General features: G+C 38.0%; 13 protein-coding genes. 3 read left to right on the top strand and 10 right to left on the bottom strand.

What is annotated here, in order from left to right:
- Positions 1–2 precede the first annotated feature (2 nt).
- The 6 genes from AC0VZ9_RS28760 to AC0VZ9_RS28735 form a co-directional block, all read right to left on the bottom strand.
- Positions 3–224 (bottom strand): hypothetical protein, encoded by a 222-nt coding sequence (locus tag AC0VZ9_RS28760; protein WP_475397576.1) that lies wholly within the window; start codon positions 222–224, stop codon positions 3–5.
- 19 nt (positions 225–243) lie between these two features.
- Positions 244–1,221 (bottom strand): conjugal transfer protein, encoded by a 978-nt coding sequence (locus AC0VZ9_RS28755; RefSeq protein WP_475397575.1) that lies wholly within the window; start codon positions 1,219–1,221, stop codon positions 244–246.
- Positions 1,222–1,233: 12 nt separating this feature from the next.
- Complete coding sequence (locus AC0VZ9_RS28750; protein ID WP_475397574.1) at positions 1,234–1,569, bottom strand: hypothetical protein; 336 nt, start codon at positions 1,567–1,569, stop codon at positions 1,234–1,236.
- A 37-nt stretch (positions 1,570–1,606) separates the two neighbouring features.
- Complete coding sequence (locus AC0VZ9_RS28745; protein WP_475397573.1) at positions 1,607–2,497, bottom strand: replication-relaxation family protein; 891 nt, start codon at positions 2,495–2,497, stop codon at positions 1,607–1,609.
- Positions 2,498–2,508: 11 nt separating this feature from the next.
- The gene (locus AC0VZ9_RS28740) at positions 2,509–5,160 is read right to left on the bottom strand and encodes an ATP-binding protein (protein ID WP_475397572.1); all 2,652 of its coding nucleotides are present in this window, start codon (positions 5,158–5,160) and stop codon (positions 2,509–2,511) included.
- Positions 5,161–6,129: 969 nt separating this feature from the next.
- On the bottom strand, positions 6,130–7,650 hold the full coding sequence (locus AC0VZ9_RS28735) for a primase C-terminal domain-containing protein (RefSeq protein ID WP_475397571.1): 1,521 nt from the start codon (positions 7,648–7,650) through the stop codon (positions 6,130–6,132).
- 638 nt (positions 7,651–8,288) lie between these two features.
- Here AC0VZ9_RS28735 and AC0VZ9_RS28730 point away from each other — a divergent pair.
- The 3 genes from AC0VZ9_RS28730 to AC0VZ9_RS28720 all read left to right on the top strand — a co-directional run bounded on the left by AC0VZ9_RS28730 (position 8,289) and on the right by AC0VZ9_RS28720 (position 11,181).
- Positions 8,289–9,434 (top strand): Alp7A family actin-like protein, encoded by a 1,146-nt coding sequence (locus AC0VZ9_RS28730; protein ID WP_475397570.1) that lies wholly within the window; start codon positions 8,289–8,291, stop codon positions 9,432–9,434.
- A gap of 2 nt (positions 9,435–9,436) precedes the next feature.
- On the top strand, positions 9,437–9,868 hold the full coding sequence (locus AC0VZ9_RS28725; RefSeq protein WP_475397569.1) for a hypothetical protein: 432 nt from the start codon (positions 9,437–9,439) through the stop codon (positions 9,866–9,868).
- Between the two features lie 668 nt (positions 9,869–10,536).
- Positions 10,537–11,181, top strand: coding sequence for a MerR family transcriptional regulator (locus AC0VZ9_RS28720; RefSeq protein WP_475397568.1), 645 nt, complete (start codon positions 10,537–10,539; stop codon positions 11,179–11,181).
- A gap of 220 nt (positions 11,182–11,401) precedes the next feature.
- Here the strand turns inward: AC0VZ9_RS28720 and AC0VZ9_RS28715 are convergent, their stop codons facing one another.
- The 4 genes from AC0VZ9_RS28715 to istB form a co-directional block, all read right to left on the bottom strand.
- Positions 11,402–11,986, bottom strand: a complete 585-nt coding sequence (locus AC0VZ9_RS28715) for a hypothetical protein (RefSeq protein ID WP_475397567.1) — start codon at positions 11,984–11,986, stop codon at positions 11,402–11,404.
- Positions 11,973–12,383 carry a hypothetical protein gene (locus AC0VZ9_RS28710; RefSeq protein ID WP_475397566.1) on the bottom strand — a complete coding sequence of 137 codons (411 nt, stop codon included), beginning with the start codon at positions 12,381–12,383 and terminating at the stop codon, positions 11,973–11,975. Before AC0VZ9_RS28710 ends, AC0VZ9_RS28715 begins: the two co-directional genes overlap by 14 nt.
- A gap of 238 nt (positions 12,384–12,621) precedes the next feature.
- Positions 12,622–12,921 (bottom strand): hypothetical protein, encoded by a 300-nt coding sequence (locus AC0VZ9_RS28705; protein ID WP_475397565.1) that lies wholly within the window; start codon positions 12,919–12,921, stop codon positions 12,622–12,624.
- A 701-nt stretch (positions 12,922–13,622) separates the two neighbouring features.
- Positions 13,623–14,387: an IS21-like element helper ATPase IstB gene (gene istB / locus AC0VZ9_RS28700; RefSeq protein WP_174752389.1), complete on the bottom strand. Its 765-nt coding sequence runs from the start codon at positions 14,385–14,387 to the stop codon at positions 13,623–13,625.

Here is a 14,387-nt window from a genome sequence, read left to right as displayed (position 1 = left end):
GATTACGCTCCAAAAATCGTTGCCCAAAGTTTACCTCCAAGGTCTTTTACACTGTCTGGCGTGAAGACGAACACACCAACAATCATGGAAAAAATAGCAAATCCTACGAATTTAGAAAACTCGCGCTTTACCAAGAAGTAAATTGCGACAGCTCCAATGATAACCATAAACAAAGCACCAATTTGAGTAGCAAACCACGTTTGAATGTTTTCACCGAAATTCATAATCTATTACCCTCCTAAATTATTGATGATTAATTTCTTTAACAAACCAGCGATCTTCTTCTTTAGCGATTGTTAACTGATACGGATAGACAACTTGAGCTTTGGACTGATTTTCTGTAAAGATAACAGTCGCATTGACTTCATAATTGTTTTTATTTTTCCCTTCCTTAACAATGATGCTTTTCACTTCTTTAAAGGTCATGACCCCATTCATTGATTGGATCCCATCGCCTTTAACGTAATAGGTCAATTCTTCATCTGTTCCAGTTGTATAAATCTTGAAGAATGTATTTAGGAATGATTTAACTTCCTCCTGAAGCACTGAATCGTTAATCTTCCCTTCTTCACTCACACTTGCATCAGTTGTGATTTTCGGTTTTTCAGGTGCAGCTACAAAGTAAGGGACTTCGTGAACGACAAAGGATTGTCCGTCTGTCTTGACTGGAACAACAAAATACTTTTCATATGGTCCAGCCTTTTGTTCTCTTGCTTTTGGAGGCTCTTTCTTTTCTTTTTTAGCCTTTTGGACTGCTTTTGGATCAGGAGGCGTGACTTTCTTCAACTCGTGCAAGATACGTAACGTCACAAGTGCTGAATCTTCGCCCGTTTCTTCAACCTTCCAAACTTGCGATTGTGATAATTTGCTACTCCACTCTATACCTTCAAATGCTAATCCCGCTTGTTGATCTAATCCAGTCGCAAGAAAAGATGATAAACGTTCTATTCGCTTTTGCTTTGCTTCATCGGTATTTTCCCAATCAAAGTAATTGGTAGCGAAGTTTTCAGCAAATGTTTGACCACCTTCACCAGCAGCAAGGTTGACTTCTTTTGTTTTTTCTTCCTGTGGCTGTTTCTGAACAGTTGCACCAGCTCCGGCATTTCCTACTCTGACAATGGCAACGACCGACAAAAACAACACTAGTGTAAACCCAGCCCAGAAGACACCTTTTATCAGCTTTTTCCTGAATACCGTTTTCGGATATTCACGTTTTTTCATTCTAGCCCTCCTTTACTTCATCATTTCCTTCATGGCTTCTTTCCGGCGTTCTTTCTTCTTTGCTTCTTCACCAATCGCCCAAACAGCGATGCAAGCAAAGACAATTAAACCTAGAGTTGCCCATATACCATTTTCAGCATAAAAGCTTTTTACCCACCCAATTACATCGTCAGCTGCTTCCGCAAATGGCGGATACTGATTATAAGCGAATTGAAATAAGAAGTAGCCAATCAATGCTATGAGTGCAAGAATAATGAAAAATCCGACTATTCTTTTGACAAAAGATACTAACATTTCTTTGATGGGGCTGTCTGATGATGTTGAACCGCGCTTTACCTTGTAACCCAATCCATCACCCCCTTTCAATTTTTAACAGAAAAACACCTTATTCTATACGTTTGTACAGGCTATATAGTTTCTCTGGATTACTAGAATGAGCTGCCTTCCATATAGAACCGTAAGGATCAGAAATTACATCATCATAAGTAGCAAATAATAAAGCCCCTCCATTCTTCTCTAATTCTCGTGAATCAGCTTTCTTCGCATTTTGCATAAGTTGATTTCGTTCAGTATCGTTGTTGGATACAAAGAGTACACGGACAATCTTGATTGCTTCTCCAAAAACAATGTCATTTTTATAAGTGCCTTTTCTTGCATATTCGTTATAACGACGCACTTTATTTAAAGTGACATCAATTCGCTGGCGACTCCTTTCCAATTCAACAAAGAACAGAATTTCCACTTTTTGATCGTTTACTGCACGTTCCAGAATAAAAGCTCCATCTGGCCTAATAACGGTAGCCGAAGACTGCCGATCCTTCCCATGTTTATCTTTCGTAACCTCTCCATAATTCCGAAATGCGCGACGCTCGGAAAAAAACTCTTTGAATGTAAACAATTCATCTTTCCGCGAAGCATAAGCTGCTTGTATATGCGACATCCTTAGCGAATGAAAAACATAGGTTGGCGTTCGTTGTGTCCACCTTGCATCCCAATCAGCTTCCCCCAAAATTTCTTTCACTTCTTGTACACCTTTTGTATCTAATGTGTAAACCAGCCTGTCATTACCGCGAGTAGTCGCTTTAGCGACTGGAAAGGACTTGATGTACCCTTCTTCTTCTAAAGCCTTCATCTGGCGTGAAATCCACGCTCTTGAATACGATTTTCCATCTGAATGCACAAAAATGTACTTTTCAAGGTACTCTACATCAATAAATACTAGGTCATGTAACGAAACAAATAGCTGTTCCTCGATCTCTCCAATTCTTTTGACCATCAGAAAACCTCCTACACCAGCAAGTCATTAATACTAACTTCTTTTTTCTTTTCATCTGAATCCCTCTCTTCCCGATCATCAGGTTGACTTGAAATTTCATCAGCTTCTACATCCTCAATTTCAGTTGGTTCCTGTTTCTCACTTGGCGAGAAATTATCAACTATGATTTCATCTACTAATTCTACAAAATCATCTTGCTCAACCAATTCCTTGGAATTCTTATCATCGGAATTTTCTTCAAGATCTGTATCTTGCATAACTAATTCAATTGTGGGAGCTGCTTCTTTATGGGAAGAAACTTCATCTAAAAACTTTAATTCTTCCACTTTATTTACAGCATCTTTATCCGATACCAGAACTAAATCATAATCTTGAATATCTTCTTTTTGTTGATCTGAAATTTTCGTCTCCGCGTTAGATTCGAGAAACTTATTTTCATGCTCCATCGCTTCAACAATAGTGCGCTGCTTCATTTCAGAAATTGAACTTTCATAAAGTGCCGGACCAGGCGCTTTCATACGAAGCAGGAAAGGACGTGTCCGCTCGTTTCCAACTTGCATTCTCATATAGCCGTGATACGGCTCTATATTCAAATAATCGCTATCTTTCAAAGTCTCTGAAGGCATCGAACGATTGACGACTTGCGCATCTTCTGGATTACCCAACCTTAATGAAACGAACGTTCCGAAGTTCCGAAATATCGCATCTGATACTTCGGAAGGCACTTGACCTTTTAAGCCTTGCATCCCAAGAATAATGGATGTTTTATACTTCCGAAGTTCGGATGCAAAAGATTCAATAGCATCTGTGCTGTGTTCCATCAAAGTAGGCGCTTCATCCACCATCACAAAATGATAAGGTAACTTATCACGTTCCGCTGCCGGTGTATCAGCTCGACTTTTACCTGCCAGCTCCGCAAACGTCAAACACATTGAACCGATCAACTTTTTTTCATCACTTGTCAATTCTGATAAATCTAAAAGTGTGATACGTCCTTGATCCATACTTTCACGGAAACGCAATCCGTTCGTATTTGCTCGCAACATTTTTCCCATCACACCGGACAAAGTAATTTTTCGCAACTTGTTCAGCGTCGAATTAGTTTTTTGCTGTAGCTCACGATCTTGAAGTCCTTGTAAATTCGAGAAATAAAGATAAAGATCGTTTTCAATTGGATCTTCTCTGTCTAATCTTTCAAGGACACTTTCCCGATATTCAAAATCACTTAATAGCTTTTGTAAGTTGGGCAAACTAGCTTCTCCAATACGCTGCAAAGCAATACCGCCATTTAGAAAATTGTCATCTATGTTTGGTCCCCAAAAATCCTTCCAAGTTCGCTTCAAAACATCTGCAACAGTTTGAGCAATTTTATCCTCACTTGTCGCAAAGTCCACATCATACACATTGAAAGGAACATCCCCTTCTGAAAACTTAATGTATCTAACTAGATGCTGCTTCTCTGGAGGAATCCTTGCTGCAATGTCCTGGCATAAATCACCGTGCGGATCAATAACAGTACCACCTATAGAAGTTCCTGCGCCATCAAGATTAATTAAGTCCTCCACCAGGTTATACATAGCAGTGGATTTCCCCATTCCCGACATTCCAATAAAAGCAGCATGATACCGAAGCGTAGCAAGGTCAAACATGACATCATGCTTTTGCCCGTGATAAGAATGGGTACCCAGAGGAATAGCCAAATTCGGGTCAAATGAAGCATTTTTCACTTCTTTCGGTAACGGCGTATAGCGCATTTTCAATCGATTCAACTTGTTGTTTTGAACACGCTCACTAGGAAGACGCATAATAGCAGCCATTTCTTCCGTTCCTAAAACAACGCGTTTTTTCATCCTCTCCATTGGATAAATCCGATTCCGATATTCCCATCTGAACAACGAACGAATAGTTCTGAACCACCACCATTCCCGGCCTTTAAGCTGATTCAATCGTCCACTAGAAAACGTTCCAATGGAACCTTTTGCACTCTTAATAAGCAATTTAGCATCTTTCTGATCTCGACCAAATGCAACAACCTTAATTCCCAGCCTTGAAAGCGATCGTGTTGATTTCCCTTCTATAGCCGATAAATACAATTCATTATCCTTCTCAAGAGTTTCATCAGCTTCCCCTTGACGATGAAACTGCCTTACAATCCCACGAAAACTTTTTTCTGTGCAATATGCTGGCTGCACTAAGAATTGCATATGAATTTCTTGCCCGTCCTCCAAGCTATCCAAAAACTCAATTAGCTCTGCTTGTGTATCAACAACTTCATTGTGGTATGTCTTAATGGGAACAGTCCAATGACTTTCCGTGAATAGCTTAGTACCAGCATGAGGGCGAGAAAAATCAATACGGTGATCCTCAACATCTACAATCTCTACTTCAGGATGTTCTGCATAATATTTACTTTTAAACGCTTTTCCTACATGCTCATCTGGAACCCATACAAAGTAACGAATATCATCTTTTGTCGCTACAATCTCCCAACTGATCCACTCCTGCTTAACAATCCTTCTGTACCAAGGACGCTGCAAAAAACTCAACATTGTAGCCCACGCTGTTTCATCTTTAAAGTACAAAATTTTTGCATCCATCGTTGTCTTCAACTCATAAACTTTGCCCTCTTTAGGAATCAAAAACGGAAACAGATGATACCTCAAACATCCTCCCCCTCCCTATAAAACTTTCTCAATTAACATTTAAAATTCTCAATTACATATTTTCTCTTAAAACCATTTTCACCCGCAAACTTCTTACCGATCCCTGGCACTCTCTCCCAATCTCTATTCCTCATTTTCTATCACACATATTCTTTCTAATCTTGAACTACTTCTCTTGAACTTCCATTCTCACTCACTTGAACTTACTCTCTTTTCTCTTACTCTCTCTCCACTCCAACTACTCACTTACACACACACTCTACACTCTAACTCTCTACTCTCTCCTCACTCACTTACTATTCACCACCTCCCCCTTACACTACATAACATTTGAAATCAGGTAAGTGGGTTAAATATCTAAGGTCCTGCCAAATGGTCACGGATTAACGCTTCACCAATCCGTGACCATTTGGCAGGACCGGACCCCGTTCAACCACCACACTCAGTTAACTAGATGTTAAAGGTGGTGAATAGTATTATTTCATATTTATTTTAATATCTAATTTACTCTATAGTACCATATTGGTAAAAATATACACAGAGACACAAGACCCATATTTTAGGAAAAAAGAACAGACATTCGCCCTATAAAGTTAAAAGCTGCTTCGATCACCTAAACATAAATCTTTGCTCCTGGACGGAAATATAAGAGCATTCAAAGAATTTCTAAAGGAGAACCCATCCACCATCTGATCAATAAATATTTGAATTGAACCCATTTTTTTAGGCTCTTTTTTAACGTTAAACAGAACTACTTTTTAACCTTTGACAAAAGTTAAAGTAAAAACAACTACACATCCACTTCCACCAGCTGACATTGTATCTAAGTTAGGTACTTAATCACTTTATTAAAGAATAAAAAAAGTAAAGTCATTCCCCAAGACCGAACACAACCCAACACTAAAAAATAATTTATAAAAAGCGCTCCAGGAGAATATAGATATGTATTGGCAGACTGGCTCATTAATTTTAACTAGTTATCCTGATTGGGGGGGACGCTCCAGAACGGTAAAGCAGATTCATTTCATACATAAGCATTTCGACTTCTAATGATGGCATGGAAAGGGTACGTATAGACTTATTTAGTTCAGGTAAAAGCTCGGCGAATGTTAATTGAGAATTCTCCACTTGATTCTTACGTAGCAGCAACAGACTTTTAAAGAGCATAGATCGGCTAGCCACTTTCGTGATCGCTCCACGCCCTTGACCGATGGTATATTTTTTTAGTTTGCTAGAACGCTTCAGAACTTCCTTTAATGTCGAAACAGCCATCCCAAAAGATTCAGCAAGCATCTTTAAAGAACCCTCTAAAAATGGCGTTTCGGGGCTTGTCTGAACTTCTAAATAGGCTATAATATCTTCTTCCCATTCGTTATAATGAGAACGAACTCGTTCTTCACGAGGTTTTTTAAACTTATACCATCCTTCCCTTCCTGAAAATTTAGCTTGTCCATCTGTCCATAATTCAAGTAACCCCTCAACATAAGAACGTTTCGCTCCTTTATATTTACCAGAATAAGCACTTTTCAATGTACGTTCAAATTCACTTTTTGATAAAGGCTGCTCTAAATTACTATTAAATTGGTCCAGTTCATCATAAGCCTCTTCAAACGATTTCTCACTGGCATAATTGGCAATAGCCATCGTCAGAAGAGCATTGTTCCGGCTAGCTCCATGATGCCCTTTTTCAATATCCGTTGCACGGATCAATGCACGATACCAGTCTGAAGATGTTTGATCGAATGCTGAAGCATTCTTGTCAAAAACAACACGTAAGAAGGACCTGTTTTCTTGGTTTTCAAATTGTTTTGACCATGTAAGCAATTGATTCGTATTTGCCGGCTCGGCGTAGAAATCAAGGATACAATCTTCTCTTGGTATACGATAAAAACCAAACGGTACGCATCCCGTATCGATTGGAACATACTTACTTAATGCCTTTCGTATGTTTTCTGACAAGCGTTCTGCTACTCTCAAAGCCTTGTAATCTTTGTTTTTATGAATATAGAACGGAGTATCAAGGACCAAGAAGACCTGGAATCCTCTTGGAGTTTCCAAAAGGAGATTTGGGCGTGGAAGCCCCAATTCTTCACACCCTAAATAAAGTGCATACAGGTCGACGTTTTTGGTGTCGATGTCAAACCCAATGACATTGATCTGTTTAAGATTTTCACGTGAATGCCCCTTAATCACTCGATTTTTAAAATCGTAGTAGGTCCCACCTCGATAGGTGTTCGGTGTCCAGTGGGTAAGTTCGTTTCGTTTTTCAATAAGCGTTTCATAGGAGGTGACCACATACCCTTTACCCTCTAATAGCGCATCTTTTGAGGGAGAAACAAACACCACTCCGGTTGGATATACCTTTTTTGTTTCTTGCTTCTCGTAAGAAACTAAGTTTTGTATTGAGGCTCTAGAGCCCTTTTTCTTGAACACTCGTAAACTATTATGCGTCATAAATTGAAAGATATCCCATAAAGAAACGTTTTTCATTGCCTTGCCCCTCCTTTTCGAGACAAAACAAAAAGACCAGAACAAGCAGCTTTCCCCTGTTCTGGTCTTAAAAACGTCTATTATTCTACAAAATTATGTATAAAATTCCTATAACAGTTTGTTCAACCCTTAATAAGTGTTGAAATTTGCCAATTAAAATCATGCAAAAGATACAGTTTTACCCTTGCAGAAGGCATAAAATCCTGTTATTATAACTACATAATGATGTTGATCATTCAAGTTGTTGCAGCAACTTGAATTGACGTTTTCAAGTCTAGGTGGTAGCTAGCTTGAAACTTCGGAGAATGTGTTGGTAGCACATTCTCTTTTTATTTTTGTCTTTTTGTTTTTAATGATGTTTTTTATTTTGATCGTTTGGTAAAATCAATGTTTTATCTATTTTGTATGTCACAAAATTTGTATGTCACAAAAATCATATCTAATATTCTAGTAGTTACTCTATTATGTAATTCAATTCCACTATACAATATATTTTTACATTCGTCTAGCCCTAATTGTTAGGGCTTTTTTTTAGGTATTAATTGCATGCAATTCGCAAACAATATTGACAAACCGCATGCGTTTTGCATACAATTAAGAGGATGATAGAAAAATAATCCATAATTGGAGGGGTTACATTGAGTTTACGTTTAGCTTCTATTGACATTGGAAACGACGCGCTAAAGGGGTTTATGGGCGGGTTTGATCAACCACTGTACATACCGAACGTCATCGCATCCGTAGAAAATCGTGACATCATAGAAATGGAAAAAGATTCACTAAGCGGCTTACATGTAGAACTCACATCTAGCGCTTTAAAACAAAAACATGGCTATTTTGCAGTAGGAAAGTTAGCTGCGAAGTATCCAAATAATGACGAATTAACACCTGATATGGACAAATCAGATTCCGATCAACCGGTCATTATGCTGTTAACAGCTCTAGCTTATGATGCCGTTCAACATTTTCCTGAAAAAGATGGCATCATTGAAGCAACATATCTTCTTTCAACAGGTCTACCATTAGATGAAAGTAAAAAAGGAAGAGCGAAAGATTTTCGAAAAAAACTGAAAACCTCACAGCATGAAGTGAAATTCTTAAAAACTCCTAAATTTGAAGGAAAAGTCGTTCGAATTAAGTTTGAGCAAGTATTGGTTAACACAGAAGGCTTTGCTGCTTATGTGGACCTGACCACTCACGAAAATGGTTCTATAAAAAATGAAGACATTATAGGTAAAACAATTTTAATAAATGATATTGGTGGCCTATCAACGGATTCTGCCATCATTACAAGCGATTCAGAAGTGGACAATGAATTTAGCGAAGGTATCAAAGAAGGTGTTTCAACGTATTTAGACAATATCATACGTAAAGTGTATTCAAAACATAAATACAGCATTAAAAGTCGGCGTGCCTTAGTCGAAATCATTACCCATCAAAATCCAGAGGAACAATATCATATTTGGGTCAACGGGAACCGTGTTTCCATTCAAAATATCATTGATGAAGAACTGGAAACGTTGGCGAAAGAAGAATACAAACTGATTAAAAACATTTGGCGAAATGTTCCTGATATTCGTTTAGCATACCAAATCGGTGGCGGTGCTCTTGTGCTGCGTCCTTATCTTACGAGGCTTAACCAAGCTGATAAAAACTACCCTTTACGTTTTGTTTCAAAGGAAGATAGTATTTGGATGATTTCTCGTGCCTACTTTAAGATTTTATTAATGTATTGTGACAGTAAATCGATCAATACTAAAGAATTAGTGGCAACCAAAGGATAAACATGGAACAGTTCGGGCCAGGTAAAACCATTTCTTTTCGATTACCAAATGATACACCGGAACATGTCTTTCGCTATTTAAATAGAAGAAAAAAAAGACTGGGACGTAAATTCAGCAGTGAGATTGCTCCCCTTTTCGTTGATTCAATTGCTGAAAAAGCACTGCAAGGAACTCAACCTTATTCTGTATCCATTCCAATCCCGAAAGGATTATCAGACGAGCAAAAAGATTGGATCTCTCACCCTAGTACAAGAGCGCTAATCGGACAATTATTGTATCAAATGGTCAAGGAACCGGTAAAACCATTGCAATTGGATCTTCCTACACCACAAGCTTCACCAGACGATGAGTCAAAATCATCATTCAAAACAAATAAAACAATTCAAAACTTCGCCAAGAAGACGTTCTTAAATTTCGATGATGACGAAGATTAATAAAAAAACGCAAGGATCCAATAAACTCCTTGCGTTTTTTTATTGGGTGGTATCTCCTACACTGTGAACTTCTTCTCATCACATATAGACCACAGCACACACGTAGGTTACAAATAACACTAAAAACGCTGATATTTAAATATATAACAATTTCAGTTATTCTATATTCCTCTCTTCTACAAATCAATCCTATGTAGACCACATATCATAAATAGACCATATACTCTCCTCATTTCCATGAAAGTTTATACCATAAACAAAACTAAATATAAACGATCTATTATGTTATAGCTCTACTTAATCCACATATAACTCTACATATGGCAAACGCATTCTTTATTGACCATAAAATCAGGAAGAACCGCCTTAAAAAATCGAACTATTTCTCTATAAACCTATGGAAATATGTCGTTTTGAATCTAGTCTTCTAGCAATGATTGTTAAAAATCATCTCTCTATACAACCATATATTCATTAATTCATGTTTCTACTATATATCGGACACATCATATGAAGTCCTATTTTTCTTCTAAATCTAGATCACCTGGATATTTGTTTCTCAATGATTCCTGACCTTAGCATATGATATGATAGAAATGTACCTTGCTAGTATTTCATATATAGACTCCAACTTACATATAGACAACATTTTTTGAAGAGGTGAGAAGATGGAACAGTTTTGGAGGATCAGCGATTTTGCAAAAGAAATTGGAAAACATATGAATACCATTGATGGCTGGTTTAAGTCATTAGAAGAGAAGAACATTCACTATGTCAATCGTACAGAAAATGGAGAAAAAATATATGATTCATTGGATTTAAAAGTTGCTCATTATATAAAGCAACAAAGAGAGCAAAAATGGGCGCTTGATATTATCTTTGATAGTTTGTCCTCTCAGTTTGATCTTAGGCCAGCACCAAAGGAAGAGGTATCCGTTTCAACACCACATAGTGTTTATAGCATTGATTTAGAACAATTAAAAAGAGAAATACTAAGTGCAGCTGAAGAAATGGCTGCTACTCATATCAATGAAGTGAAGGAACAATATGAAGCGATTATTCAGAAATTACCGCAACCAAAGTCTCCAGAACAAGAAAGGGAAGAACGATTAGAATCGATGATTCTTCGAAGACGCGTGGAAATGAAGTTAGAAAGGGAAGCCATTGATCAATGGAAGCAGCAGCCTGAAGAATTACGTTTTAAAAAAGTTGGATTTTTCCGTAAAGAAGAGGACTGGGGGAAACGAGACGAATTTATTCGGCAGTATATTAATGAACGATTTGAGGAAAGGGTGAAAGAATCGTTTAAATAAGTGAAGGATACCTCAATGATCGAGAAAATTATACAACTGCCAGAAGCAAAATTAAACGATAATACCCTAATGGAGACAACAACGGTGAAGCTTGCAGGGTAGTTTGTGTTTTAGTTGAAGGTATAGATTATGCGTTCCTTGTTTCGCCTGAAGGAGAAAATTCTCTGTATCATGTCGCAAGAAATGGCAACATAAAAAGAAGCCGCATCGCGGCTATTTTTTATTCCTCATCTAAAAGCGCTATGATCTGGTTTAGCGCAGCTGCATTGTCACCCTTCCTGAACTTCTCTATAAAATCAATGTAGAGCAGCTCGAATACTCGCTCCAAGGTATAACCATGGCCTGGCTGCACTTCTTCCATATCGGCCAGGAGGATTTCACCTCGCAGCGCAAACTTTCGCCGCATGCGTAGCTGCAAGACTGTCATTTCTTTCTGGACTTCCCGGTGCATCATTTTAAATACATTTTTTCCTTGTTGCTGCAGCTGTTGTTCTTTTCCGGCTTTTTGATCTAGTGACGTCAACATTCTAAAAATGGCGCGCGGATCCGGATTCTTTTTTGCGTAAAGAAGGAAGTCATTATATAGAAGGTTTATTAAAACGTTTTGATCAAAAGACATTTCAGAGAGTTCCTGGATATCCTCGCAGAAAACCTCGGCCCGGAGATAAAGGTTTAATGGTACTTCTATATGCAAAAGGACCGAGCTACTTTTATTCATCCGGTGTAACATCCTGCCGATAAAATCAGAGCTGTTTATTAAGGAGAGTTCTTCTGCCATAAGATTGGCCCGGCTATATTTCCCCATCGTTGTATCCTCCCAGCTGCATTTTCTTATATGCTTCTATAAATACGCGGTGTGCTGCTTTTCTAACACTGCATTTCCACTCGGCAGCCAATTCCCCGATCTTCTGGTATATTTCATGGTCCACTTTGCAATGAACCGTATATGGCCCATCTTTGTATGTGATTTCCGGATAAACAAATATCTGCTCCAGGCCGAATAATAAAATGTCCGTTCCCAGGGCTGTTTTGGAACCGTTCCAGGAGCGCCTGGACTCAACTCTTAATTTATAATCAATTGCTTCAGTTATCGGTATCTTGATGTCGTGGAGCTTATCCGATCTTACTTTTCTTTGCTGAGGTTGCTCGCTTTTCTTCCTGGGAGTAGAGAGAACCGGGTTTAAGTGCTTTTCCTTCCTCATTACTATTCTCCTTTCAAAATAGGTTTTATCCCAGGGGTGGTTGGTCAGTCTGTCAAATGGCAACCACTTTTACGGAAGTGAAGGGGGGTATATTTGTTCCCTGGAATGGCAAGGCTGGCATTAAGTGAGGTGATTCGGAATGGCGAAAGATAAAGGCATTTCAAAAGAAATTGCAACTAAGCTCGCGAGTAAGGGATCGACTCTTTCATATGTAAAGAGCACGACTGCCAAAAAATAATTAACCGATCCTTATGGTGATTCCACCTTTTTCAATAATTCGGTGCAGCTGCGGAGCTTCTTTCCTGGTATAGTTTTGTTCCTTCCAGGCTTCTTCTTCATCTATCCCCCAGCCTGGGCAGGGGAGAGTGACGTCAGCTCTTTTGTGTTTTTCCAATATACTTTTATATTCATTGGAGTGGGCTGCAATAAATAAGGCAAGCCGGATGATCTGGTTGCGGTCTAGGTTCGTTGCTTTGAATAAATCATCTACATAAGTTTTATAAATATCCGAGTATCGGACTGTTGGCCGGTAAACCATTTTGCATTCCCCCTTTTACTAAAAGTATATTGACGTCATCTGGTCAAAATGACAGCTGGTCAAAAATAAAAAGGCCCCACAATGAACTTGTTACCGAATCAAAAACAGGGCTCTTGCAACTGGCTCAACAAATTAGCTGCTCAATCATAATAAGATTGACGACTTGAAAGATGATCCATATGTATTCAATTAATGACGGGTGCTTTAATCAGTCCAGATCGTACAGAAGTTGAAGAATATAATAAGACCGTATTGCTTTAAATTTAGAATAGAAAAATGAAACAGTAGATTTTAAAAGGAGGGTGTCCCAAATGCTATACTTTCGGGACACCCTCCTCCTTGCTGCAGCAAAAGACACTAGAAGCAAATAGAGAAGAATTCTTTAAGTTCATTGTTAAGGTCGGTCAAATATGAAAAGCACATTAGTTCAAGTTCTAATAGGAATCACACCAACATTTTGCGTAAAACATACGCTAAGCAAAAAAGTTATATAACTTTAGGAATATTTGATTTGTATTAACAAATTACTAGGATAATTTGCTTGTTTTTTATTACAAAAAAATTAATTATTTTTACTTATTTTTACTAATATTACAAAAAGATTTGTATAATTTATGGAATTCAATTGGTTATTATGTTAAATTCAGTAAACATAGTTAGTATGTTGTGACCGTCAAGTAGAATGATACAATTTTTGCTGATTAATTTGAGACACTTTGTTCACCAAAAATCGTTTTTCGATGTTTCATTCTCCAACTATCTTCATTTAAATGAACTATTTCCACTCGATGTAAGATCCGGTCCAGTATAGCTGTCGTGATGGCTTGGTCGCCCAATAGCTCACCCCATTCTTTAGGCCCTTTATTAGATGTAAGTATAATCGAGGTTTGGTTATAAAGGGTGTTAATGAGATGGAAGAACATATTAGCTTCCTGTTTATCCATTGCCATAAACATCAAATCATCAATAATAACCAAATCTGCTTCTCTTATTCGCTTCATTCTTGTTTTGGATTTCCTCGTTATTTCTTCAGTCTTTAATGCCTGAATTAAATCTCCCATAGTGGTAAAGATCACTTTATATCCCTGGTTTAAAGCTTCTATTCCTAAACCTATCGAAAGATGGGTCTTACCGACACCTGGCGGTCCTAGAAAAATGATGTTATATAGCTGCTCAATCCATGTTAAATCTTTTAACTGGTTTAACTTCTTACTGCTCAAAGACTTTTGCTCATTCACATTATACTCATCCACAGTACTATGGAAGGGAAACGTCGCCCACTTAAATCGCCTTTCCAGCTGCTTTTCATCTCTGCGTTTTTGTTCATAGGTTACTACATCTAGTAGAAACTGAGTAAAGGACAAGTCCCTTTTCTCAGCTTCTCTTATTAACTCTGGCAATCGATCAGCTGTTTCAGCTAACCGAAGGGACCTTAATTTATCTTGGACCTCCTGAAGCTGATTCAA

Source organism: Cytobacillus sp. QJM3NY_8 (assembly GCF_056173585.1).
This window is presented reverse-complemented; position numbering and strand designations above follow the sequence as displayed.